Raw genomic sequence first — 24,992 nt, 5'->3', positions numbered from 1 at the left:
CTTAAAATAAGCCAAAGAGGTGCATAATAGGGAAGACAGCCAGCATGCAATCAAAACGATCCAATACCCCACCATGACCTGGGATAAACTTGCCTGAGTCTTTGACACCAAAGTGACGTTTCATAGCACTTTCAATCAAATCTCCCAACTGACCAGCTATACTAAAGAAAATAGCAAAAACCATCATTTTGTAAATCCCATAAGGTAAAGCAACAGTACTATCAACTAGCATAAAAATCAAAGTCACTAGCATAGCAGCCAAGATACCCCCCATAGCACCCTCTATGGTCTTGTTAGGGGAAACTCTCGGAGCTAGTTTTCTCTTACCAAACTTCATCCCTACCAGATAAGCACCACTATCGGTTGCCCAGACCATACACAGTCCCAAAAGCGCCTTATCCAAACCTGCAATACGAGCATCGACCAAAGCATTAAAACCAAAGCCAACATAAAAACTCATGGCAATCGGAAAAACAGCATCCTCAATAGTATAGTTCTTGCTGAAGACTGTTGCCCCTAGTAAAATCAGTATCACGACACTATAAGCAACAACGTTCCCATCCACAGGCAAAAACTTCAGGTAGTTTTCCAAAGGAATAGTCAGAAAAAAGGTTGCTAGTAAAGTCAAGAGGCCTTCAGGCGTCATGGTATTTAACCCCTTCATACGAAGCAACTCATGGACTCCCAACATAGCCACAATCCCCATGGCAATCTGGAGCCATAAGCCACCAATCGCCAAGATTGGGATAAAGATAGCCAAGGCCAAGACAGCAAAAAGGGTTCTCTTTTGTAAATCCTGTATCATAATATCTCCTAAACTCCTCCAAAGCGACGGTTGCGACGATTGTACTCGATGATAGCTTCTTTCAAGGCTTCCTCATCAAAGTCAGGCCACAAGACATCCGTGAAATAGAGCTCGCTATAAGCAGCCTGCCAAGGCAAGAAATTACTCAAACGAAGTTCACCGCTGGTCCGAATAATTAAGTCAGGATCCCGCAAGACTTTTGGCAAATGTCCCGTAAAGAGGTATTCCCCAATCAACTCCTCGGTGATATCACCAGGATTGATCTTAGCATCTAAAACATCCTGTGCAATCAACTTGACTGCTTGTGTAATCTCAGCTCGTCCACCATAATTAAGGGCAAAATTGAGAATCAATCCTGTATTTAACTTAGTCAGCTCTTCTGCCTTTTTAAGAGCATCAAAAGTCTGCTTCGGCAAACGATCAGTCTCCCCAATCATTTGAATCTTCATGTTCTTCTGATGTAATTCAGGAACAAACTTATCATAGAATTCAACTGGCAGGTTCATGATAAATTTGACTTCCTGATCTGGACGGGTCCAGTTTTCAGTTGAAAAGGCATAGACTGTCAAGGCTTTGACGCCCATATCACTAGCAGCAATAGCTACCTTTCTCAAAGCATCCATCCCAGCCTTATGGCCAAAGACTCGTGGCTGCATCCGTTTTTTAGCCCAACGGCCATTCCCATCCATGATCACACCGATGTGGTCTGGCACCATTGTGGGGGATTCTGTAGCTTTATCTTTTTTAAAAAATCCAAACATGATTGTATTCCTATTCAAAAATCTATCGTTTCATTATACCATATTTTTCATTTTTCTTCTATTATTGTCTATCATTCTACGGCGAAATTTCCCATATATCTCCTATATTTCCAGTATATCAAGCCTTGCAATTCCTAAAGAAAGTTGATACAATAAAACCATAGAGATTCGATCCTTGTTCAGCCACAGGGATTTTTTATTGAAAGGATTTTATCATGTCAAAGACACTCCAACGTAAAAAACAATTGAGAAACAGCCTACGTCGCTCAGGTGCATTTTCAAGCACTGTAAACAAGGTTGTCGAAGAAACAAAAAAAGTTGTAAAACATGCTGAAAAAGCGGCAAGTGATGCAGGTAAAGCTGTCTCTAAAAAGGTTGAAAAAACTGTAGAAGCAACCAAAGAGCAAGCTCAAAAAGTTGCTACTTCTGTAGAAGATTTCGCAGCAAACCTAGGGGGACTTTCAGTTGACCGCGCTAAGACTTTCTACGATGAAGGGATCAAGTCTGCTGCTGACTTCAAAAACTGGACAGAAAAAGAACTACTTGCCTTGAAAGGAATTGGTCCCGCTACCATCAAGAAATTAAAAGAAAACGGCATCAAGTTCAAGTAATCTTTCTTGTTCCTTGCTTTTCCGTCAAAAACTTGTTAAAATAAAGCCATTAGAGGTGTTTTGAGTCCCACATTTTACAGAAAGTGGCGGTGCTGAGAAGTCCACAAATGTGTCAAAACTGGTTGCTAATGGATGAAATTAAAAATTGAAATATAAATCTTTTTGTTTCCTTTTAGGACTAGACAGCTCGTCTTGCTGTACTCAAGTACGGCAAGACGAGCTAACGACGTCATAAAAGTGAAACAAGAAGATTAAAGATGCGGGCATGGCCCGAAATTGGGTGGTACCGCGGATTAACACATTCGTCCCTGTCAGATTGATGGCAGGGACGATTTTTCTTTTCCCCCCTAGCTAAAGGAGGTTGTCATGAAACAATCTTTTAACACCAGTAAACTCTACTATGGTTTTCCTATCTTCATCTTGGGCTATAAGGACCAGAACTTTGGATACAATATCACAACCTGTAGCTCCTCTTATAGTCTGGGAGATTGGCTGGTCATCGGTGTTGGTACTGAGGAAAATGCAGCCGACCAGATTAAGCATTATCGACAGTTCAGCGTGAACATCCCTGACGAAAACCTCATGCTTGAGATGGAGCAGGCTGGCTTTATCAGCCATCGGGAGAAATTGAAACACCTGGGACTTGACTATGAGATTTCTGAACGAACTCAGGCACCGATTTTAGAGGCTTGTCCAGTCGTTTTGGATTGTCAGGTAGATCAGATTATCGAGGAAGATGGCATCTGCCATATCTTTGCTAAGATTATTGAGCGACTTGCTGATCCAGAGCTCTTAGATGACAAGGGCCATTTTAAAAATGACCACTTTGCGCCAACTTACTTTATGGGGGACGCCCATCAGCGCGTTTACCGTTATCTAAATGACCGAGTCGATCCTATGGGGAGCTTCATTAAGAAAGCGAGGCAGAAAAATGACAAGAGCAGCATTACCTGAACGAATCGAAACTGAGCGACTGGTCTTACGAGTCCGTACAGTTGCGGATGTAGAGGATATCTTTGACTATGCTAGTCGTCCAGAAGTTTCTTACCCAGCAGGTTTTCCACCTGTCAAGACCTTGGAAGATGAGATTTATTACCTAGAACATATCCTTCCCGAGCGTAATCAAAAGGATAATCTCCCAGCAGGCTACGGAATTATCGTTAAAAGAACCGATACAATCATTGGTTCTGTCGATTTCCCCCGTCGCTACGAAGACGATGTACTGGAGATTGGCTATATCTTGCACCCAGACTATTGGGGACGAGGTTATGTTCCCGAAGCAGCGCGTGCCTTGATTGATTTAGCTTTTAAAGAACTAAACCTACACAAGATTGAACTGTCTTGCTTTGGTTACAACCTTCAAAGTCAACGAGTCGCTGAGAAACTTGGCTTCACCCTCGAAGCTCGCATAAGAGACCGCAAGGATGCCCAAGGCAATCGCTGCGATGATTTGAGATACGGCTTGCTGAAGAGTGAGTGGGAGGTGATTTGATGCATTTTTTCATCATTGGTGCCCCAGCTTCAGGAAAAATGACGATTGGTCAAGAACTATCTCGACTGACGGATTCTACCCTCTTTTATAACCATCAAGCCATCGATTTTGCACTGGAAATCTATCAGGACTATACAGAGGAAATGTGGGAATTTGTTCGTGGAATGACCTTTTCTTTCCTTGGAGCTAGCGCTAGAAATCAGCGATATGTGATTTTAACAGACGTGATTGATTTTTCAAATCAGTACCAGCTGATCTATTTGAAACAAATTCAGGATTTGTTGAATGACTATCATCAAGAGATTCTTTTTGTTGAATTGGAAACAAGCCTTGAAGAGCGCTTACGTCGAAATCGAACGGAGAATCGATTAAAGCACAAACCCTTAAAACGACATATTGAGGTATCTGAAAGAGAAATTTTAGAAACCACTGAAACACTTCAATTAAATTCCCAACATCAACCGAATGAGTTGCACCACTACTTTAAAATAAATAATACGAATTTGTCTGCAGGAGAAGCTGCTAAGCAGATTCAAAATAAGATGAAAATAATAGAAAAAGGACAAACACATGTCTAAACAGCTTCCGCCTAAACACACTCCATCCTAGGTTGAAGTTGAACATTCCCAAAAAGGCTTCATGAAGACGTTCTCAAGACTCAAGAAGTTCAAAAGTCTCAATCTTTTTCGTTCGTGATTCCCACCACCCAATGTAACTGGAAAAACTCCACCTTGCTTACGCTTAGGGCACAACCTTCAAAATCAACGAATCGCTGAGAAAGTGGTTTTTCCCATTAATGCTTGTATCTGGCAGTCGAGATAGGACCTATTGAAGAATGAGTTAGAGGAGAAAATAGATGGCTAAAAAGAAAAATAGAAAAAAAGAATTAAAACGCCAGCAAAAGTTGGATATCAAAGTTATTTCTGAAGAAGAGGCTGCTTGGACAGAAATCATGGCCAAAAATCCAACTTTTGTAGAACGTCGGACCATTCAAAACTTCGATGAACTACATACAGCAGTGATGCAATATGCTGATGAACACGGAGAGTATCCAGATGTTCAGCTAATCAATTACCAACTGAAAAATAGGACTTTTGATTGGAATCAGGATCATGCTTTATTTAGAGAAGCTATGCATACTCCGAATACACAGAAGCGAAATAAACTGTTAAAGCAAGTTTTAAAAATCAATCCAGATTATTTTGCTGCTGATTTTCATTTATTCTTATCAGAAGTTGAAGATTTTGATTTGTCAACTTTTAAAAAAGTATTGGATTTTGAAGTTCTAGTTTTAGAAAAATGGAAAATGAACGGATACAATAGTTGGAATTATTTTGAAGCCCGCCCTATCCTGTCTGCTCTCATGTTTCTGATTGAATATTATATGACGGAGAACTTAAATTCTAAGGCTATAGAATTGATTGACCTATATTTGAGTAAGCGACCAGAACGTTTTCCTCCTAATTTTGTCTTCTGTATGCTTTCCTTGTATCATATTACTGGTCAGGAACTAAAGGTTGAGCGTTTCTACCGCGAAGAATTAAATAAAGGGAAACGGGACGATACCATTCTTATTCATGCCATCATCTCTGCTTTTTCTCAAGGAAAAATTGAGGAAGCTAGTCAGCTATTTGCAAAATTAGTGGAAATCAATGATGAAGCTGTTGAATTCTTTATAGAGGAAGATTGGCAATTCAAAGTTATAGATATCGAAGACCAAGAATGCTATTGTCCAAATTCAATTGAATCGCTACAAGCTAGTTTGTATCCTCTATTTGATTATTTACTAGAAAATATTATTTTAACAAAATTTCTAACAAACGAAGCCAAGAAGTTCCGTCGTAAACCAGTATTTTCGAATCATTCCAGTATGATAAAAACTTTATCCGAGGTAAACGACTGGTACTCCTTTATGAGCGAGGAAAAAATGAAGGGAATCCGGATGGATCTTGTTCACATCTTTGTTGAAAATGGGATTCGTAGGTCTACAGATTTCAAAAAATGGACCGAAAAAGAAGTTCTCGCTTTGAAGGGAATTGGTCCCGCTACCGTTCAAAAACTGAAAGAAAACGGTATACAGTTTAAGAACGAGAAGTAATTGTTTATGGAAGGGAGGAGGTGGAATTGGCTTGAATGAAATTTCTAATTTCATCCTGTATACTACACCCAATGGCGACGTTCAGCTAGATATCCTTTTACAAGATGAAAATCTTTGGTTAACTCAAAAAGGTCTTGCGGAGCTCTTTGGAGTTGAACGAAGTGTCATTACAAAGCACTTGAAAAACATTTATGATAGTGGTGAGTTAGATAAGGTGTCAACTTGTGCAAAATTTGCACAGGTTCAACAAGAGGGCAATAGAACTGTCCGGCGTGAACTTGAATATTACAATCTGGATGCTATCATTTCAGTTGGTTATCGTGTAAATTCCAGCAAGGCTACTCAATTTAGAATTTGGGCAACCAAGACCTTGAAAGAGTTTATCATCAAAGGTTTTGTTTTAGATGATGAACGCTTGAAACAAGGACAGACAGTTTTCGGACAAGATTATTTCCGTGAACTTTTAGAACGGATTCGTTCTATTCGCTCTAGCGAACGCCGAATCTATCAACAAATTACGGATATCTTTGCTGAATGTGCCATAGATTATGATCGAAACTCAGATATTACTAAAAACTTCTATGCTATGGTGCAAAATAAATTTCATTACGCAATTACTGGAAGTACGGCTGCAGAAATTATCTATCAGCAAGCCGATGCTAGTAAAGAAAAAATGGGATTAACTACTTGGAAACATGCACCTGATGGACGAGTTCTCAAATCAGATGTAACTATAGCCAAAAATTATTTGCAAGAAAAAGAAATTCGACAACTAGAGCGAACTGTTACAGCCTATTTTGATTATATCGAGAGTTTGGTTGAGCGCCGTAATACTTTTACGATGCGAGGATTGGCAGATAGTATTGATCGTTTTCTATCTTTTAATGAATATGAAATCTTAGAAGGAAAAGGAAGTCTTTCCAAGAAACAAGCAGACTCAAAAGCTATCCAGGAGTATGAAAAATTTAACCGAACTCAAAAAATCATATCAGACTTTGATAAACATATTACGAAGATAATGAGAGAAAGTTAATGTAAAATTTTTCACCGTTTCTTTGCTTATAGAAGATAATGATAAAAACAAGATGAGTTGAATCAAAGCCTATCTTCTACATACTAATTTTATTTCAAGATATAAACTAGAAAGGACACACACATGTCTAAAGAACTTTCACCTAAATACAATCCAGCCGAGGTTGAGGCTGGTCGTTACCAAAAATGGCTTGACGAGGATGTTTTCAAGCCTTCAGGCGATAAGAAGGCTAAGCCATACTCTATCGTCATTCCACCACCAAACGTGACTGGTAAACTCCACCTCGGTCACGCTTGGGATACAACTTTGCAAGATATCATCATCCGTCAAAAACGTATGCAAGGTTTTGATACGCTTTGGCTTCCAGGGATGGACCACGCGGGGATTGCGACTCAGGCTAAGGTTGAGGAGCGCTTGCGTGGTGAGGGCATCAGCCGTTACGACCTCGGCCGTGAGAAATTCCTCGAGAAAGTCTGGGAATGGAAAGACGAATATGCCACTACTATCAAGGAACAATGGGGCAAGATGGGCCTCTCTGTAGACTACTCTCGTGAGCGTTTCACGCTTGACGAAGGTTTGTCAAAAGCGGTTCGCAAGGTCTTTGTGGACCTTTACAAGAAAGGCTGGATCTACCGTGGTGAGTTTATCATCAACTGGGATCCAGCAGCTCGCACAGCCCTTTCTGATATCGAGGTTATCCATAAGGATGTCGAAGGTGCCTTCTACCATATGAACTACATGTTAGAAGACGGTTCACGCGCCCTTGAAGTTGCGACAACTCGTCCTGAGACCATGTTTGGGGACGTTGCGGTTGCGGTTAATCCAGAAGACCCACGCTACAAGGACTTGATTGGTAAAAACGTCATCCTTCCAATCGCTAATAAATTGATTCCAATCGTTGGGGACGAGCACGCAGACCCTGAGTTTGGTACTGGTGTCGTGAAAATCACGCCTGCCCACGATCCAAACGACTTCTTGGTTGGTCAACGCCATAACTTGCCACAAGTCAACGTCATGAACGATGACGGAACCATGAACGACTTGGCCTTCGAATTTGCAGGTATGGATCGTTTCGAAGCTCGTAAGGCAGTCGTTGCTAAGTTGGAAGAAATCGGTACCCTCGTTAAAATCGAAAAACGTGTCCACAGTGTTGGTCACTCAGAACGTACAGGTGTTGTGGTTGAGCCACGCTTGTCTACTCAATGGTTCGTTAAGATGGACCAATTGGCTAAGAATGCTATTGCCAATCAAGACACAGAGGACAAGGTAGAATTCTACCCACCTCGTTTCAACGATACCTTCCTCCAATGGATGGAAAATGTCCACGACTGGGTAATCTCTCGTCAGCTCTGGTGGGGTCACCAAATCCCTGCTTGGTACAATGCTGAGGGTGAAATGTACGTCGGTGAAGAAGCTCCTGAAGGCGACGGATGGACTCAGGACGAAGACGTCTTGGATACTTGGTTCAGTTCTGCCCTTTGGCCATTCTCAACTATGGGCTGGCCTGATGTCGACTCAGAAGACTTCAAACGTTACTTCCCAACGTCAACCTTGGTAACAGGTTACGATATCATCTTCTTCTGGGTGTCTCGTATGATCTTCCAATCCTTGGAATTCACTGGCCGTCAGCCATTCCAAAATGTGCTTATCCACGGTCTCATTCGTGACGAGCAAGGACGTAAGATGTCTAAATCTCTCGGGAACGGGATTGACCCTATGGATGTCATCGAGAAATACGGTGCCGATGCCCTTCGTTGGTTCCTTTCGAACGGTTCTGCACCAGGCCAAGACGTGCGCTTCTCTTACGAGAAAATGGATGCTTCATGGAACTTCATCAACAAGATCTGGAACATCTCTCGCTACATCCTCATGAACAATGAAGGCTTGACCCTCGAGCAAGCAACTGCCAATGTCGAAAAAGTTGTCAACAAGGAAGCTGGAAATGTCACAGACCGCTGGATTCTCCACAACCTCAATGAAACTATAGGAAAAGCTACTGCCAACTTTGATAAGTTTGAGTTTGGTGTAGCTGGACACATCCTTTATAACTTCATCTGGGACGAGTTTGCGGACTGGTACGTTGAGTTGACCAAGGAAGTCCTTTATAGCGATAACGAAGAAGAGAAAGTCATCACACGTTCTGTTCTCCTCTATACTTTGGACAAGATCCTTCGTCTCCTTCACCCAATCATGCCATTCGTGACAGAGGAAATCTTTGGACAAATCTCAGAAGGATCTATCGTTACAGCGGAATATCCAACTGTTAACCCAGCCTTTGAAGACCTCGCAGCCCACACTGGTGTCGAAAGCCTCAAAGACTTGATCCGTGCTGTTCGTAATGCGCGTGCAGAAGTAAACGTTGCACCAAGCAAGCCTATCACCATCCTTGTTAAGACCAGCGATAGCGACTTGGAAGCCTTCTTTAACAGCAATGTCAACTACATCAAACGCTTCACAAATCCAGAACACTTGGAAATCGCATCAAACATCCCTGCACCTGAACTCGCTATGTCAAGCGTCATCACAGGAGCAGAAATCTACTTGCCACTGGCAGACCTCCTCAATGTCGAAGAAGAACTCGCTCGTCTCGATAAGGAACTGGCTAAATGGCAAAAAGAACTGGATATGGTCGGCAAGAAGCTCTCTAATGAACGCTTCGTAGCTAATGCCAAACCAGAAGTCGTCCAAAAAGAACGCGACAAACAAGCCGACTACCAAGCTAAATACGACGCGACCGTAGCGCGTATTGATGAGATGAAGAAGTTGGTGAAATAAAATCGAGTAGTGGCTAAGACTACCCCCTCTCACACCACGGTACGTGCCATTCTGCATACGGTTATTCAACTAACTTTTAAGGAATGTCGTTCAAGGTATTAATCCAAACACGAAACCAGTCCTCGCCTTTCAAGGACTGGTTTTGATATATCGCGTTTAAGTATCGATTTCTGAACCCTAATTGATAGTGTTCACCCCAGCCAGATCCTTATCTGCTATCCTTTTAGGAATTCCTAACTTAAGTAGGCCCGACAGTCGTTTAGATTTCTTCTTCCATTGCTTCCCTATAATCACTCGTAGGCTAGTACGCGAGCGCTCATCTATGATGATGACTATGCGCTTCATATTCCCTAGTAAGAAATAGTTATACATCCCCGAATGGACAAATTCAGTTGCTCAAAAGTTCACTGGTAGTGTGTGTCCTACGGAGGACTTCCACCTCAGATGTACGACATGTCCATCATACCAAAAACGGCAAATCCCTCAATTTGAGATTTGCCTTTTTTATATATTTTCATCTTGCAAATCTAGTTGCTTCACTCTAGCAATATAGTATGCCATAATCAAAAACAAATTGAAGCTGACAATCCAGATAGACCATTCATGGAGAAAATGCATAGATACAGCCAAGCTAATAGCGCCCACTACGAAACTCCCTACAACAATGCCATAATTCAAGGCTTGACGACGATATTCTTGAACATCTCCTTCTCCTCTAACGATGCGATACAAAGCAGTCAACATTTTTCGGTAATTTCCAGAAGTCATAAAAATGACATAGGGATAATCTTCAATCAAACTACCCGTAAATGTTAGTATCATCATGCCTGTTCCAAAAGCAATAAAAGGAACTTCTAATAGAGGAAAACGGGAAAAGAAGGGCAGAACAAGGGTCCCGATAAATAAGGGAAGTAGCATCTTAACCCGCCAATAGGCTGTTTTGCGATATTCTTTCACGTGTAAGGCAAAAAGAAAGCCTAGGGAAAAGAATATAATAGAACAGAATCTCAACATGGTATTAATGACATGTGAATCGTGCCAATCTGATATCAGTAGGAGAATGTTCCCTGTCTGCGTTGCCACCAAACTATGGTACTGGATGTGACAGAATACATCCAAAGAACCACCGATAAAGCCAAGGAACACTCCCATGAGTCGTGTGTTTTGAGGTAAAATTAATTTATCTGGCATTGATTCATCACTCGTTTCCCTTTGATTTTTTCATTATACCACTTTCTCTGAAAGAAACTAAGTGAAAAACGGTCAGTTCAGGTAGACATGATTACATATATTCCTAAGTTAGTCTCATCTCTGGAGTTCATTTATGACTTCTTCTTATCAAATCGGAATACTGTAGTACTCCTCAGCTGAACTATTTTTAAACAAATTATTTCTGTACTGAAGTCTATGGCTTAATCAAAGTAACACTTGAAACAGTACCATCTGCACCTGTTGTAATTTGGATGACTTTTCCACCACCTACTTCAGCATTGTATTTCCCATCATCAAGGGTATAAGAATAGCTTTGAATAGAGTAGTTTTCTTTCTTGCCATCAGCAGATTCTACTGTAAATTGACCGCCTGATGAGACAGTGATCGTTTCACCATTCGCACCCTTCCAATTCCCAGCTGCAGCTGAAAAATCTTTGTCCACCATAGTCAAGACACCTTTATAACGTTTGTTATGTTCTGCCTGCTTGTCTTGAAGTTTGCGATCAGTTGCTGGATCATAAGCTGACTGATTCTGTTTTGCTTGTGTTCCTTGTTGATTGGATGGGGCTTGAGAAGGGGTTTGCTTAGCAGAAGGTTCTTGATTTTGTTTTGTTTCTGGTGCTGGTGTTGCTTGCGATTGATTAGCAGTAGTCGTTGACTGATCGGAAGATGATGATTTAGCTTTTTCTGATGAAGTTGAGCTTGAGGATTTCTGAGTCTTGTTCTCTTTACTTGAAGAACTTGTCTTAGAACTAGAAGATGCTTGTGTTGTCTTGCTAGAACTATCACTTGTGGTATTTTCTTTCTTATTACCACAAGCCCCCAATAGTAATGTTGAAGCAAGTACAGTTGCGGCCATTAATTTGATAGAAGTTTTATTTTTCATTTTATGCTCCTTTGTAACATTTTTGAAATGTTAAGAAATATTTTTGTAACATTATTGTAATATTTGTTTTTAAATCTGTCAACTATTTATCTAAAATTTTTTAGAATTATTTTTTAGTACATTTATTTTCTTACCCCTCCTATATCTTTTATTCGTAAATAATTTAAAAAAACACAAAAGTTCTTCCTGACAAAGTGCTATATTTTAAAGTGTAATCGCTTGCATTTTTTTCTTGAAGGGCTATAATAAAATTGAAATAGATATTGGAGGTGTAGACTTATGTTAAGCAAATATTACAAGTATCTTCCTTGGGTGATTTTAGATGCTTTCGTTTCTTATGGGGCAGCTACTCATTACGCTCAAACAACATTTGATTTGTTCTACCTAACTGCCATTTTCATGATTGTCTACGTAGCTCTACTGTACTTACATGAACATTATTTAAAATATAAATACAAAGATTTATTCATTCGTTTTATGAGTAATCCTAAAAAAGATGAACATCTTTAAAAAAAATAATAACAAAAAGAGGCTGGGAAGAATCCCGACCTCGATTTTTTATGAATCATAAACCTTTGACACGATAGCTGAATTGACTTTTGACACAAACTTTATTTTCTCTATTCTCAAGCTTCAACCAGCCATCGGATTTGTTGAAACTTCTCAGGACTGAGACTAGGAAATCGAGACTTGATCTATCGATTTCTGTCCCAAAGCTTTTTATTTCAATCGATAGGTTTTTCTTGGTTTCTTTTTAGGCACTCGTTTGAGCCCAACTTCTTCTACATATTCACCGTATTTTACGAGAAAGTTATTGCTGACGATTGGTCGTCCTGGGTTGATGAGATTGACCAATTCGGTCCCTTCATAGACAGTGAACTCCTCCTCTAGCAGATAGAGGAAGGTCGGATTCCAGTCAAGACGCCCTTGGATTCGTTTAATAGACTCTTGGATAATGGCATAATGGTCAAAGGCAAAGGCGTGCTCCTCCAACTCTAGTCCCTCTAGGAAGCACTTGCCCGTCTGAAAATCAACATCGACAAAAACTACATCCTTGGCATCATCTCCAGCTTGAACGAGTTCGAGTGCTCGACTAGGTAGATACACCAAGTGGGCGATAGTAACCGTCCAGCCCCGTGGATCACGACCTGGGGTAGACACTGTCATCAACTGTTCGATTTTTTCCAAAGGAAGGTCGAGGTTAACCTCCTCTCTCACTTCACGCTGGCAAGCATGCCTTGCATCTTCGCTCTTATCCATAAAACCACCGACCAGAGCCAAGCAGTTTTGATAAGGATGAGCCTTGCGCCGGATCAGCAAGAGTTTGATTTTCCCTTCCACAAAGCAATAAGCTACCATATCCACCGTCACGCTTGGTTTTTCATACTGAGGAAGATCCTGTTTGCAGTACCAGTCTAAAAATTCCTTCTCCGTCGCATGAATCTCAAAATATTCTCTTTCTGTCATTCCAGCCGGGATTATCATTTCAGTCATCTTATCCCTCCCTGACAGCTTTTGTCCATTGATACCAACCGACTAAACTATTGATGGTGTAAACCCAGTACATACCTTGGATATGGATATTTTCACCCCACCAGAGGTAAATACTAAAGAGATTGGTTGCAATCCAGAAAATCCATTGCTCCCGGTAAAGACGTGTCATCAAGAGCTGACCAACACCATTGGTCGCATCGGTAACACTGTCACGGAAAGGACGAGCGCTATGGATACTTTGATAGGCAAAGCCCATACCAATCCAGATGATAGCAGTCAAAGCCAAATATTTGAGCCAATCAATCAGGCCAAGTTTCTTAGCTTCAAAGTGGGATTCTTCTGGTTTTCCTTGCTCATTGATCCGATTAGACAACCAAGTATAGAGGCCAATAGGCTGCATGACAAAGAAATAAACTGTTGTCAAAACTTCTCCGTAGAAAGTAGCATTCATAGCTAGGACCAAATAGATAGCAGAGTTAATAGCTCCAAAAAGGTAGTTACTAGCCCGACCTTCTGCAACCAAGATAACGCAGACAATCCCTGTCCAAGAGGCCAAGAGACCAACCCAGTCATGACTTTCCGTGTTTTGTGTAAACTCCAGAATAAGAGGGACACTTGATAAAGCAATCAAATAGAGCCACTGGAAAAGACTGCGTCCCACAAAGAGGTCTTTCCAAAGCAAACGCATAACTCCTGCAAAACCAATTTTACGAGCTTCTGCGTGAACATTTTTAAAGTTTGCGATAAACCGAGTAATTTTTTCAGTTATTTTTTTCATTTTCTTCTCCTAATCTGCTTGGTAAATGGTATCGATAGCTACTTTTGCTGCTTCATAATTCCCTAGATAATCATCAGCTAGATAAACATGAGGGATAGTAGCTAGATATTGCTCCCTCATCATATCCAAATGCTGAGAAAAACTATGACGGATATGGTCTTCTGCCATGGTCATGTCTCGAAAACCATCATTGACATAAGAGCCGACAGGTTGCACAAAGAGGATTAAATCCCACTTTTCCTTGGCTAATATGGAAACGAAGAGATTATCAAAGGTTTCTACGGACAAGTCCCCCTGCTCTTCAGTTTCCATGTAGTAATCGTAGTAGCCCTTGGTTACCAATGAGTTGGTGTCTGCAATGACCAGGCCTCGATTGGCATTGCTATCGATTAACTTGGAAGTTTGATCATATTGCCCCAATAGAAGGTAATAATAGTCTTTTGGGGTAAGCTCATCATCTCGGACATTATTTTTTATCTGATACTCACGAGCATATTCCAGACTGACTGGCGCATCATAGAAGCGAGCTAAATCCTTGGCTAGAGTTGTTTTCCCATTACTAGCACTTCCCATAATCAACACTTTTTTCGTAAACTGACGGCGGAAGGGTTGAGCGATATATTTCCAATATTTACTTGGATTTTCTCGAATCATGGTAGCCGAAATTCCAAATTTTCTTTCCTGTAGAACGGTCTCAAAACCACGTTTGTCAAGTTCTGCTTGATATTCAGGCTCTCCTACAAAAAAGATAAGTTCCTCACCAGTCTGATCATAGGAAATGGCCTGCAACATCTGATCCAACCACTCCTGCCAGCCCATTGGATAACGTGGAATATTGCTTTCGTCAAGTTTACAAACAGAGGTCAACTCATCATCTCGAAAAGCTTCACGAATATAGCGAAATCTCTTTTGTAGTGTAAGTCCCACCTGTTCACCACGATCTCCCTTATAACCTGAAACTACCACCCATACAGCATCACATTGACGTTTTGCTCTTTGGATTAAATCAATATGCCCTTGATGTAAGGGAGCAAAGGTGCCAAAAACCACCGCTATACTCTTTTTCATATCTGTTCAACCTTTTTATAACTTTTTATATTTTGCATTATACTATGTCTTGTTCTGTTTGTCAACACTTTTTTATTATTTTTTATAAAAACATTGCCAAATGATAAGAATTTTTTACTTGATATACAAAACTTGATTAGGCAAAATCAGTTTTGAAATCCTCAAAATAAATCCACAATCCAAGTAGCTATTTGGGCAACAACTTTTCAAAAAAGAGGCTGAAACAATCTGTTTCAACCTCACATTTTTAAACAATCTCAAATTTTAATTGACCAGCTTTAACACCAATCTTCAGGGTCTTACCAGCTTCCAATTCACCTTTAAGAAGAAGTTCTGCAAGTTTGTCTTCCACTTCCGTTTGTAGGGTTCTACGAAGTGGACGAGCCCCCATCTCTGGATCATAGCCTTGCTGAGCTAGAAGTTTTAGGGCAGATGCTTGGAGTTTCAAGTCAATTCCTTTTTCTGCCAGGCTTGCAATCAATGGTTTGACCATAATCTTAACTACTTCCTGCATATCTTGACTTGACAAGCTATGGAAGACTACCTTCTCATCAATACGGTTGATAAACTCTGGACGATAAGCCTTTTTCAGCTCTTCAAACATCCGTTTTTCCATATTTTCCTGGTCAAAACGAATGTCCTTAGCTCCAAAGCCGACTGTCTTGTCGTCACGAAGGGCTGTCGCACCAAGGTTTGACGTCATGATGATAATGGTGTTTGAGAAGTCAACCTTGCGACCTTTACTATCTGTCAAGACACCATCATCCAAAACCTGTAAGAGTACATTAAAGATGTCTGGGTGAGCCTTTTCTACCTCGTCAAAGAGAAGTACTGAGTACGGTTTATTGCGAACCTTCTCAGTCAACTCTCCACCTTCTTCGTAGCCTACATAACCTGGAGGAGCTCCGTTGAGACGGCTGGCTGCGAATTTCTCCATATACTCACTCATGTCAAAACGGATAAGGGCTGATTCGTCATCAAAGAGGACTTCTGCCAAGGCCTTGGCCAATTCGGTCTTACCGACACCTGTCGGTCCTAGGAACATAAAGGATCCGATTGGACGTTTATGACTACGAATACCAGATTGGTTACGGCGGATAGCACGACTGATACTAGATACAGCCTGTTCCTGTCCGATCACACGTTTATGCAGTTCAGCTTCAAGGTTGAGATACTTCTTGGCATCCGTTTGAGTTAATTTTTGCACAGGAATTCCTGATAAGCGACTCAAGGTGGTCAAAATATCAGATTCTTCTACTACATCTTTATAAACAGGTACTTCCTGCTCTTTTGCAATGAGTTGAGCTGCTTGCTTCCATTTTCCATCCATCAAGGCCTTATCAGCTGGTGTTAAACCTGACTCTTCTTGTTTAGCGTGTTTCGATTTATTTTGCACTGTTGCTGCCGCTTCATCCAAAAGATCAATGGCTGAGTCTGGCAAATGACGACTCGTCAAATAACGATGTGCCATTTTGACAGCTGTTTCGACTGCATCGTCTGTAATTTGGACATGGTGGTGTTTCTCATAAGTTGCTTTCAAGCCCTGCAAAATAGCCATACTATCTGCTAAACTTGGCTCCTCAATCATCACTTTAGCAAAACGACGAGAAAGGGCTGCGTCTTTTTCGATGTGCTTTTGATACTCTTCCTGAGTAGTCGCACCGACAGTTCTCAGAGTTCCACGCGCCAAGGCAGGTTTTAGGATATTTGCCGCATCCAAGGTCGAATCAATCCCACTTCCTGAACCCATAATAGTATGAAGCTCATCGATAAAGAGGATGACCTTACCATCTTCCTCAATATCTTTGATGATATTGTTCATACGTTCTTCAAAATCACCACGGAAACGAGTCCCCGCAACCACATTCATCAAGTCAAGTTCTAGGACACGCATTTTAGCCATTTCAGCTGGAACATCTCCATTGGCAATACGTTGGGCAAGGCCAAGTGCCAACGCTGTTTTTCCCACACCCGCATCTCCAACCAGGACAGGATTGTTTTTAGTTTTACGACTCAGAATTTGAATCATACGAGAGATTTCTTGGTCACGCCCAATGACTGGTTCCAATTTACCTGAGCGAGCTTGCTCCGTAAGGTCATGCGTATAATCTTCCAAACCTCCACTTGGTGTCTGTGGCATGCCCATCATATTAGCCATAGAATTTTGCTTGTCCGCTACCGTACGATGGCGTTGACGAAGGGCCTTCAAATCATCTCTAGTCCAACCAGCACGCGCTTCAAGACTACGACGAAGTCCAGCAATCTTGACCTGATCCTTCTGATCTTCGTAAGAAAATCCCGCTTTTTCTAGAATACGAGTAGCCAAGGCATTGCCATCATGTAAGATAGCATAAAGCACGTGCTCTGTTCCTAAAACCTTGGCATGCACAACAGAAGCTACATGCTCTGCTTCCAACAACAATACCTTCAAGCGGTGTGAAAAAGGCAACTCCTGATAATTTTCCTTATCGCTATACTTTGTTTCAGTCAGCTCTACAGCAACTTCCTCCAGACGATCAATCTCATAGGGAAATTCGTTTAAAGTCGCCCCTGCCACACTATAACTATGATTGGCCATAGCAATCAATAGGTGCCAAGACTCTAGGTATTCTGCCCCAAAATGACTTGCGACCAGAAAGGCACTGTCTATACATTCTTTCAATGCTTTTGAATATTTCATTTAGTTCTATTTTCCTTTTCTATCTACCTCTTGTAATAACTGTCGGAGCATATTGGCACGGATAAGATTGGCATCCTCACCTAGAACTCGGTCTGTCGCCATTGCTAGTAATAGATTCATCTCCTGACGAGTCACTAAATCCTGTTCAAACAAGAGTCTTAAAACATCTTCAAAGATAACTAGGCTGACTTCTTCACCTACCGAGTACAGTAGCTCTCGGAGCATATCATGATGGTTGGAGAATTCAATCCGTCCTATACGAATATAGCCACCACCACCACGCTTACTTTCAACCAAGTATCCCCTGCTTTCTGTAAAACGAGTCTTAATCACATAGTTAATCTGACTAGGAACAACCTGGAAAGTATCTGCCAACTGACTCCGTTGCAACTCCACAATACCAGATTGATCTAGAATTGCCTTGATGTAGGCCTCAATATGATCTGATGTATTTTTAAGTCTCATAACAAACCCACCTCTCTTTAAACCTTGACTATCTTTGACTATTATACCGAAATTTTTTCATTTTTTAAAGAAAAAGGGGCTGGTAATGAATAATCATCACCAACTCCCTATTTTTCTACTTATCTAAGCCTAATTCTGCCAAGATTTGACGTTTGTAGGCAATCTTTTGGACTTCCTTGTCCTCGTCTTCAGACCAATCTAGTTTAATTTCAGCAACAATCTGCCCAGGGCGATTTTTCAAGATATAGATACGGTCGCTAAGGTTAAGGGCTTCCTCTATACTATGCGTAATGATGAGTGTCGTCAGGCCTAGTTGTTTATGAATATCAAGATACCAGGCATGAAGCTCCATCTTAGTCATCTCATCCAAGGCACTAAAGGCCTCGTCGAGAAGAAAGAGTTTATACCCAAATAGGTAAGTGCGAAGTAAGGCCACACGCTGGCGCATCCCGCCGCTAAGCTCATGAGGATACTTGTCCCGTACAGCCGTCAACTGAAAGGTAGCAAGGATTTCATCTGCACGGGCAATGGCTTCTGCCTTATCCACCTTTTGGATCAAGAGGGGCAGGATGATATTTCCTAGCACAGTCTTGTGCTCCAGGAGCAGATCCTTTTGTAGCATATAGCTCACGCGCCCCTTAGGATTTTCCTCTCCATCAAGAATGATTCGCCCAGACTGGACTTCTAAAATCCCTGCAATCAGGTTAAAGAGTGTGGTTTTTCCTACACCACTGGGGCCTAGGATAGAGACAACTTCACCTGAAGTCACCTGTAGGTTAATATCTTCTAAAATCTTCTCATCATCGTAGGCATAGCTTACGTGTTCTAGTCTAATTTCTGTCATTATTTTACAAATTCGTTAGTGAAACCTTTGTCAGTCAAGTCTTCTTTGAGGATTCCATTTTCCTTATCCCATTTGTAGAAGGCATTCCAACGGTCAGCATCAAATTGTCCCCATTTGTCCTTGTCGCTTGCGTATTCTTTTGACAAGTATTTCTGAGATTCGATGACAAAGTCACGTTTATCCTTGAGCTCAGGTGCATTCTTAATGAGGATATCTGCAGCTTCTTCTGGGTGCTCCATAGCGTATTGGTAGCCTTTTTTGATGGCTTGGATGACTTTGCGAGCTTCTTCTTTGTTGTCTTTCAGATAATCGTTGTTAGCGATGATAACTGGTGAGTAGTAGTCAAACTCCTTGACATAATCTTTCAAGTACATGAAGTTAGCGTCCACACCTTGAGATTTGGCAAGGATTCCATCCCAACCGTAGTAAATCCAAGCAGAATCAAAAACACCATTGGCTATCGGTGTGATAGAGTTTGAGTCGTTGTTTGGTACTTTTTCAACCTTCTCAAAGTCTCCTCCTTGAGTTTCTACCAAGGTTTTCAACATAGCAAGCTCAGTTGGGTCATTCCAAGTTCCATATTTCTTACCAACCAAGTCTTTAGGACTGTTGATATTGTCAGACTTACGAGAGATGATCCCTGATGTATTGTGTTCTACAATCGCTGCAACAGCGGTAATTCCCACTCCTTTTTCCAGTTTCTTAGCCATGTAGTCTTGAAAATACACCGCAAACGGTGCCTTACCGTTGATAACTAAATCTGATGAGCTTTCTTCAGGTGGCAATTTCAAGTCAACATCCACTCCAGCTTCCTTGAAATAACCTTTTTCTTTAGCTACATAAAGCCCTGTATGGTTGGTATTTGGTGTCCAGTCTAGGATAAAATCAATTTTTTTGAGTTCTGCATCTTTGTTGTCCTTAGAAGCAGTTCCTTGTCCACAAGCCACAAGCACGACAGCCACAAGAGCTGTTACAATCGTTAAAAACACTTTCCATGTTTTCTTCATTTTTATTTCCTCTTTTCTTTTTCCAAAACGCTCTATTTTAAGCACGTTTCCATTTAATCACATATTTTTCACTGATATCAACTAGCTTCATACCCAGAAGGCTGATCAGTGATACCAGAATAATAATCGCAAACATGGTATCATACTGAAACAGTTTCTTGGACTGAATCATGTAGACACCTAGTCCTTCAAAGCCTCCCAACCACTCGGATACCACTGTTGTGATAAAGGCATAGGAGACACTAACCCTAAGACCTGCATAAAAGTAAGGCAGGCTGACCGGGATCTTAAAATGCCAAAGAATTTGCCAGGGATTTGCACGCATCAGACTAAACAAGGTCAGCATGTCCTTGTCACAGTGTCTAAATCCATCTAAAATACTGACAATGATTGGGAAGGTTGTCGTCAAGATAATCAAGACAATCTTGGGCAAGATTCCATAACCTAGCCATAAAACTAGAATGGGTGCTATGGCAATGGTTGGAATGGTCTGGACAACCACCATCATAGGGTAAATCAGGTCATTTAACCAGCCCAGACTATCCATAAGAACAGCCATGATACAGGCTATCAAGACACCTAACACTAGACCTAACAAGGCTACTCTCAAGGTTGCCCAGCTGTGGTACCAGAGAAATTCTCTGTCACGAACAAAAGACTGAAGGATTTCAAGTGGTGTCGGCAAGATAAACTTTGGTAAGAGTTTTAAGAAACCTGCCACCTGCCAAAGAGATAAGACACCCAAAAATCCTAGCAGACTAATGTGCCGTCTCATTATATTTTTCAAGTTTCTCATCGATGCTTAAAATCTCTCCTACATTTATTTTCACATTGGCAAAAACATTATCTGCCCCTTGACCTGCCACTTCTAAAGCTTCTTTGAGAATACGCATCAGTTCCTCAAAGTTTCCTTCTAGGACTGTTTCAAAAGGTGTCACCACCATGGACACTCCTTGAGCCTGCAGATAAGCAATAACTTGATCAATAAGGGCTATGCGGTCAATCCCTTGTGACAGGGGTAAGACTTGTAAAGCAATGCTTGCTTTCATTAAAACCTCCTTCTAAGTTACAGTTTTTCTTTGTAAAAAAAGAAAAACCTCTTTCATATATGAAAAAGGTGCAAAATTAGGCTAAGCATTCGTTCCCTACGCTGGCATTACCCAGATCAGGTGCGGTCGAAGTTTAACACTTCCTCTCAGACTGTACACAGACTCCCATATATTATATGGACATATGATAACGCAAAACAAACAAGATGTCAAGGAAACTGCTTACAGAAAAAGAGACGGCAAACCTTCTCTTTCTCTAATTATACAGATGAACTAGCTCTTTCGATTAAAGCATAGGCGCAAATAACTGAGCTACTTCTTTGATTAATGTTTGATACCAAGTAGGCTTGATTGTTCCAGGAAAAATTTCTTGCGATACTTCAAAAATCTCTTCAAAGTCCTTACGAATAGTTGCAATGGACGGTGTTTCGTACAATAAAACTGCATTTTCATAGTGGTGAACCAAGCTGCGATAATCAAGATTTATGGTTCCAACAACCGCAAATCGATCATCAACAATCATTTGCTTACTATGGATAAAACCAGGAGTATACTCGTAGATACGTACACCAGCAGACAAAAGATTAGGATAAGACCCTCGAGTTACTAACTGGATGAGCTTTTTATCTGGGATAAATGGAGTTATAATTCTCACATCTACGCCTCGCATAGCCGCATTTTTAATATCCTCTGTCAAATCATAATCAATAATGAGATAAGGCGTGGTAATGTAGACAAAATCTTCCGCTTGATTAATCAGATTTTGATAGACAATTTTACCCACCTTCATCTGGTAGATTGGTTTTGGCCCACTACCATATGGAATACATAGACCGCCACCTGGTCGTGTCTGATTTTCCAAATGATACTGATCAAAATCACTGATTTCTCCACGGTTGATGTACCAGTTCATGAGAAATAGTCTTGTAAAGGCTTGAGTCGCCGGACCATCGATCCGAATCCCACTATCTTTCCAATGTCCAAAACGTTCAATCTGATTTATATACTCATCCGCAAGATTGACGCCACCAGTATAGGCAATCTGCCCATCAATGACCAAAATTTTGCGGTGATCTCGGTTATTATAGGCCACTGTCATACGAGGAATTACCTTATTAAACTTATGAGCCTCAATTCCTCGAGATCGGAGATGCACTGTATAATCACCTGGCAGGGTCACCATACAGCCGATATCGTCGTAGAGCATCTTAACTTCAACACCCTGAGCAGCTTTTTCTTCTAGAACTTCGAGCATACTATCCCACATCAAGCCTTCTTCGACAATGTAGTATTCTAGAAAAATAAATTTTTCAGCCCTCTTCAAATCCTCCAGCATCTGCTGCCACATTTCCTTACCATTTGAAAAGAATTGTGAGTCTGTCTGATCATAAACTTCTGCATTACTGTCCATATGCAATAAGGCATTGATAATCCCGTAGGCAGATTTATCAGTTTTCTGTATGTCTTGATGAAGACTATGTTCGCGCTTTTCATGAGATGTGATAGAACGAAGTTCCTGTAATTGTTTAAATTCCTTTTTTGATAACCGACGCTCACCAAACATGATATAAAGCAAGGGGCCAAAAACAGGGACAAAAGTGACAATCAACCACGTCACCTTGCTTTCAGGAGACATAGAACGATTGACAATGGCTAAAACAGTCGCCACGCTGACAAGAAATACAAGAGCAACCCAAACAAGTGGAGCAATCTGGCTCATGTAAAGAATGACTGCAAAAACTACAAATAATTCTATCAGAATAATCGCAATGCTAAAACCATACTTGGACATCAATAGTCGAAATTTTCTAGTCCCCATAACTCCCTCTCAATTTCTAAATAAACTCCAAAGCAACTAGCTGAAAGCGCTTGTTACCTTCTAGTATACTTACTTTCATAAAACTTAGCAAGTCTTTTCTGTTTAGGCCGATAGTTCTACCTATAAAATCATTTAAAAAAGTCTGCGACAAAATAGTTCTCAGCCACAAAAAAGCTAGATATTCCCAATTGTGGAACTCTAGCTTTTTATAGTGGCTCTATAATATTTGTAGTGGGTAAATCCCCTATAGATATTATGGAGCCTATTTTGTTGTAGAAAACATACTAAGATTAGTAGTGAGAAAATCTCCGACGGGAGAGAGTACTCACTACTTTTTCTTTATGTTAAAGTAGAGGTGTCTTGTAAAGTCGTAGGGCTCTTTGGCGCTAGACGTCGCTTGACAAACTGGCAAGACACCTGTTTTAGGTGGAATTTGATCAAAGTATGTGGGACGCTAGACGTCGCGTATTGAAAATAAAATCACTAAAACACGGAATTATTCAAGACAAAAGAGGTAATATCATGCGTACAGTATTTGGGATTGATGTGAGTAAGGCAAGTTCTGAGGTGGCAATTTTAGTCAACGGTGAAAAGATTCATGGATACACTATGCTCAATGACGCCATTGGCTTCAATCGTCTTTTGAATGACTTGAAAACTGTTCATAACCCTGAGATTATATTTGAAGCTACTGGTGTCTATTCTCGGCGTCTTCGAGCCTTTCTTGAGGAATACGGCTACGCTTATACACAGCTGAATCCTCTGGAAGCTAAGAAGCAACTGGACAGTCTGCGAGTTCGTAAAACAGACAAAATTGACGCTGAAAAGTTAGCTCATTCTCAGTTTATACTCAATCGTAAACCAACTTATGCGCAGGAAGAAGTTTATCAACACCTGCGTGATTTAAGCCGTTTCTATCAAAATCTTACAGAAGACATTGTTAGAGCTAAAAATCGTCTACACAAGGTCTTACAAGTCACCTTTCCTGAATTGGAAAATCTCTTATCCACACCAACTGGAGAGCAATATTGGAATTTAGTGATGGCTTTTCCATGCAAAGAGTTTGTATTAAACCTATCTCAAAATGAATTGTGTAAGATTATCCGTCAATCTACCTCCAAACGAATCTCTGAAAAGCGTATTGCTTACCTGACTGATAAACTTATAAAACTCGCTAAACAATCTTTTTGTGCGGTCAAGAAAATCTCCCCAATGCTTGAAGAGGTTCGTTACTATGCTCAAGAATTGCTTCGTCTTTCTGAGCACAGACAGGTTGTCTTAGACGACATGGTAGCTCTAGCTCAGTCTTTACCAGAGTATGACATCTTACGATCAATTCCTGGCATCGCAGAAACCACAGCGACATCTATCATTGGCGAATTGGGAGATATTCGTCGCTTTCAGTCTACCAATCAAATCAACGCTTTTATTGGCATTGACCTGAGACACTATGAATCTGGGAACTTTCTCGCCAAGGAACACATTACTAAGCGAGGTAATCCCTATGCCAGAAAAATCTTGTTCAAGTGCATTCATAACATCGCTTCAGCTAGTCATACCAATCCCTGCCATATCGCCGACTTTTATGAGAAACGAAAAAGACAATCGACAATAGCTTCAACCAAGCCACATGCGATTGCCTCTATACATCACATCGTCTCATTCGAACAATGTATTACCTCATTACGCATAACAAACTTTACGATTACTCTTTGACCCAATTACGCATAACAAACTTTACGATTACTCTTTGACCCAAAATCGATAAGGTCATCTATGCCGTATTATTATAACACCTTGTTTCAAAAAATACCAGATGAGGTGTTTTTTAGCGTGCCCTTTTATGGATCAATAAGTGGTAAAAATAAGACAGTAACCTCAGAATAGCTACCGTATTATCTCTTTTTTTACTTAAGGCCCTTGATATACTTGACAAATGGTAGAAAAGAGCACTAAAAAAAGAACAACTAGTGTTCTTACTTTTTAATATCAATCGGGAAGACAGGATTCGAACCTGCGACACCTTGGTCCCAAACCAAGTACTCTACCAAGCTGAGCTACTTCCCGAGTTAAATAGAAAAAATGCACCCTAGAGGAGTCGAACCTCTAACCGCC

The 24,992-nt window shown here is 40.8% G+C and carries 22 protein-coding genes, 1 tRNA gene, 2 pseudogenes and 1 riboswitch; of the genes and pseudogenes, 9 read left to right on the top strand and 16 right to left on the bottom strand.

The annotated features are described in order from the left end of the window. Position 1: 1 nt before the first annotated feature. Together QM374_RS08095 and QM374_RS08090 are read right to left on the bottom strand one after the other, a co-directional pair. Positions 2 to 805, bottom strand: coding sequence for a phosphatidate cytidylyltransferase (locus QM374_RS08095; protein WP_223140452.1), 804 nt, complete (start codon positions 803 to 805; stop codon positions 2 to 4). 8 nt (positions 806 to 813) lie between these two features. After that, positions 814 to 1,566, bottom strand: coding sequence for an isoprenyl transferase (locus QM374_RS08090; RefSeq protein WP_311523320.1), 753 nt, complete (start codon positions 1,564 to 1,566; stop codon positions 814 to 816). A 215-nt stretch (positions 1,567 to 1,781) separates the two neighbouring features. On the opposite strand from QM374_RS08090, the gene QM374_RS08085 reads away from it, so the two are divergent. The 7 genes from QM374_RS08085 to QM374_RS08055 all read left to right on the top strand — a co-directional run bounded on the left by QM374_RS08085 (position 1,782) and on the right by QM374_RS08055 (position 9,575). Continuing rightward, the gene (locus tag QM374_RS08085; RefSeq protein ID WP_045762766.1) at positions 1,782 to 2,177 is read left to right on the top strand and encodes a helix-hairpin-helix domain-containing protein; all 396 of its coding nucleotides are present in this window, start codon (positions 1,782 to 1,784) and stop codon (positions 2,175 to 2,177) included. A 366-nt stretch (positions 2,178 to 2,543) separates the two neighbouring features. Next, positions 2,544 to 3,131, top strand: coding sequence for a flavin reductase family protein (locus QM374_RS08080; RefSeq protein ID WP_414311421.1), 588 nt, complete (start codon positions 2,544 to 2,546; stop codon positions 3,129 to 3,131). Further along, a complete protein-coding gene (locus tag QM374_RS08075; RefSeq protein WP_311523323.1) occupies positions 3,109 to 3,669 on the top strand; it encodes a GNAT family protein in 561 nt (186 codons plus the stop codon). The genes QM374_RS08080 and QM374_RS08075 overlap by 23 nt, the downstream gene beginning before the upstream one ends. Continuing rightward, entirely contained in the window at positions 3,669 to 4,247 is a 579-nt protein-coding gene (locus QM374_RS08070; protein WP_311523324.1) for an AAA family ATPase, read from the top strand. The genes QM374_RS08075 and QM374_RS08070 overlap by 1 nt, the downstream gene beginning before the upstream one ends. A gap of 278 nt (positions 4,248 to 4,525) precedes the next feature. Continuing rightward, a complete protein-coding gene (locus tag QM374_RS08065) occupies positions 4,526 to 5,767 on the top strand; it encodes a hypothetical protein (RefSeq protein WP_311523325.1) in 1,242 nt (413 codons plus the stop codon). A gap of 31 nt (positions 5,768 to 5,798) precedes the next feature. After that, positions 5,799 to 6,800: a virulence RhuM family protein gene (locus QM374_RS08060; protein WP_311523326.1), complete on the top strand. Its 1,002-nt coding sequence runs from the start codon at positions 5,799 to 5,801 to the stop codon at positions 6,798 to 6,800. Between the two features lie 123 nt (positions 6,801 to 6,923). Then, positions 6,924 to 9,575: a valine--tRNA ligase gene (locus tag QM374_RS08055; RefSeq protein WP_414311420.1), complete on the top strand. Its 2,652-nt coding sequence runs from the start codon at positions 6,924 to 6,926 to the stop codon at positions 9,573 to 9,575. A 98-nt stretch (positions 9,576 to 9,673) separates the two neighbouring features. On the opposite strand, the pseudogene QM374_RS08050 reads toward QM374_RS08055, so the two are convergent. The 3 genes and pseudogenes from QM374_RS08050 to QM374_RS08040 all read right to left on the bottom strand — a co-directional run. Further along, a pseudogene (locus QM374_RS08050) lies at positions 9,674 to 9,950 on the bottom strand (group II intron maturase-specific domain-containing protein); the annotation flags it as partial. A gap of 129 nt (positions 9,951 to 10,079) precedes the next feature. After that, positions 10,080 to 10,766 (bottom strand): YoaK family protein, encoded by a 687-nt coding sequence (locus tag QM374_RS08045; RefSeq protein WP_414311419.1) that lies wholly within the window; start codon positions 10,764 to 10,766, stop codon positions 10,080 to 10,082. 214 nt (positions 10,767 to 10,980) lie between these two features. Further along, positions 10,981 to 11,673: a hypothetical protein gene (locus QM374_RS08040; RefSeq protein WP_414311418.1), complete on the bottom strand. Its 693-nt coding sequence runs from the start codon at positions 11,671 to 11,673 to the stop codon at positions 10,981 to 10,983. 279 nt (positions 11,674 to 11,952) lie between these two features. Between QM374_RS08040 and QM374_RS08035 the strand changes: the two genes are divergently transcribed. Then, positions 11,953 to 12,183 carry a hypothetical protein gene (locus tag QM374_RS08035; protein WP_414311417.1) on the top strand — a complete coding sequence of 77 codons (231 nt, stop codon included), beginning with the start codon at positions 11,953 to 11,955 and terminating at the stop codon, positions 12,181 to 12,183. Positions 12,184 to 12,393: 210 nt separating this feature from the next. On the opposite strand, the gene QM374_RS08030 is transcribed toward QM374_RS08035, so the two are convergent. From QM374_RS08030 to cls, 10 genes are all read right to left on the bottom strand, one after another. Further along, complete coding sequence (locus QM374_RS08030; protein WP_414311416.1) at positions 12,394 to 13,167, bottom strand: NUDIX domain-containing protein; 774 nt, start codon at positions 13,165 to 13,167, stop codon at positions 12,394 to 12,396. A gap of 1 nt (position 13,168) precedes the next feature. Beyond that, on the bottom strand, positions 13,169 to 13,945 hold the full coding sequence (gene pnuC, locus QM374_RS08025) for a nicotinamide riboside transporter PnuC (protein WP_414311415.1): 777 nt from the start codon (positions 13,943 to 13,945) through the stop codon (positions 13,169 to 13,171). A gap of 9 nt (positions 13,946 to 13,954) precedes the next feature. After that, complete coding sequence (locus tag QM374_RS08020; RefSeq protein WP_414311414.1) at positions 13,955 to 15,013, bottom strand: AAA family ATPase; 1,059 nt, start codon at positions 15,011 to 15,013, stop codon at positions 13,955 to 13,957. A 247-nt stretch (positions 15,014 to 15,260) separates the two neighbouring features. Continuing rightward, complete coding sequence (locus tag QM374_RS08015) at positions 15,261 to 17,693, bottom strand: ATP-dependent Clp protease ATP-binding subunit (RefSeq protein ID WP_248034953.1); 2,433 nt, start codon at positions 17,691 to 17,693, stop codon at positions 15,261 to 15,263. A gap of 6 nt (positions 17,694 to 17,699) precedes the next feature. After that, a complete protein-coding gene (locus tag QM374_RS08010) occupies positions 17,700 to 18,158 on the bottom strand; it encodes a CtsR family transcriptional regulator (RefSeq protein ID WP_414311413.1) in 459 nt (152 codons plus the stop codon). 115 nt (positions 18,159 to 18,273) lie between these two features. Then, a complete protein-coding gene (locus tag QM374_RS08005; protein WP_414311412.1) occupies positions 18,274 to 19,002 on the bottom strand; it encodes an ABC transporter ATP-binding protein in 729 nt (242 codons plus the stop codon). Continuing rightward, the gene (locus QM374_RS08000) at positions 19,002 to 20,009 is read right to left on the bottom strand and encodes an ABC transporter substrate-binding protein (RefSeq protein ID WP_414311411.1); all 1,008 of its coding nucleotides are present in this window, start codon (positions 20,007 to 20,009) and stop codon (positions 19,002 to 19,004) included. Before QM374_RS08000 ends, QM374_RS08005 begins: the two co-directional genes overlap by 1 nt. 37 nt (positions 20,010 to 20,046) lie before the next feature. Beyond that, the gene (locus QM374_RS07995) at positions 20,047 to 20,805 is read right to left on the bottom strand and encodes an ABC transporter permease (RefSeq protein ID WP_414311410.1); all 759 of its coding nucleotides are present in this window, start codon (positions 20,803 to 20,805) and stop codon (positions 20,047 to 20,049) included. Beyond that, entirely contained in the window at positions 20,768 to 21,058 is a 291-nt protein-coding gene (locus QM374_RS07990) for an MTH1187 family thiamine-binding protein (protein ID WP_414311409.1), read from the bottom strand. Before QM374_RS07990 ends, QM374_RS07995 begins: the two co-directional genes overlap by 38 nt. A gap of 76 nt (positions 21,059 to 21,134) precedes the next feature. Further along, positions 21,135 to 21,237: riboswitch (TPP riboswitch) on the bottom strand. Positions 21,238 to 21,344: 107 nt separating this feature from the next. After that, positions 21,345 to 22,877, bottom strand: coding sequence for a cardiolipin synthase (gene cls, locus QM374_RS07985; RefSeq protein ID WP_414311408.1), 1,533 nt, complete (start codon positions 22,875 to 22,877; stop codon positions 21,345 to 21,347). A 522-nt stretch (positions 22,878 to 23,399) separates the two neighbouring features. On the opposite strand from cls, the pseudogene QM374_RS07980 reads away from it, so the two are divergent. Further along, a pseudogene (locus QM374_RS07980) lies at positions 23,400 to 24,631 on the top strand (IS110 family transposase). A gap of 239 nt (positions 24,632 to 24,870) precedes the next feature. Here the strand turns inward: QM374_RS07980 and QM374_RS07975 are convergent. Beyond that, a tRNA-Pro gene (locus tag QM374_RS07975) sits at positions 24,871 to 24,944 on the bottom strand. Positions 24,945 to 24,992 lie beyond the last annotated feature (48 nt).

Origin of the sequence: Streptococcus infantis (genome assembly GCF_047465525.1) — a bacterium.
Taxonomy (GTDB): domain Bacteria; phylum Bacillota; class Bacilli; order Lactobacillales; family Streptococcaceae; genus Streptococcus; species Streptococcus infantis_R.
This window is presented reverse-complemented; position numbering and strand designations above follow the sequence as displayed.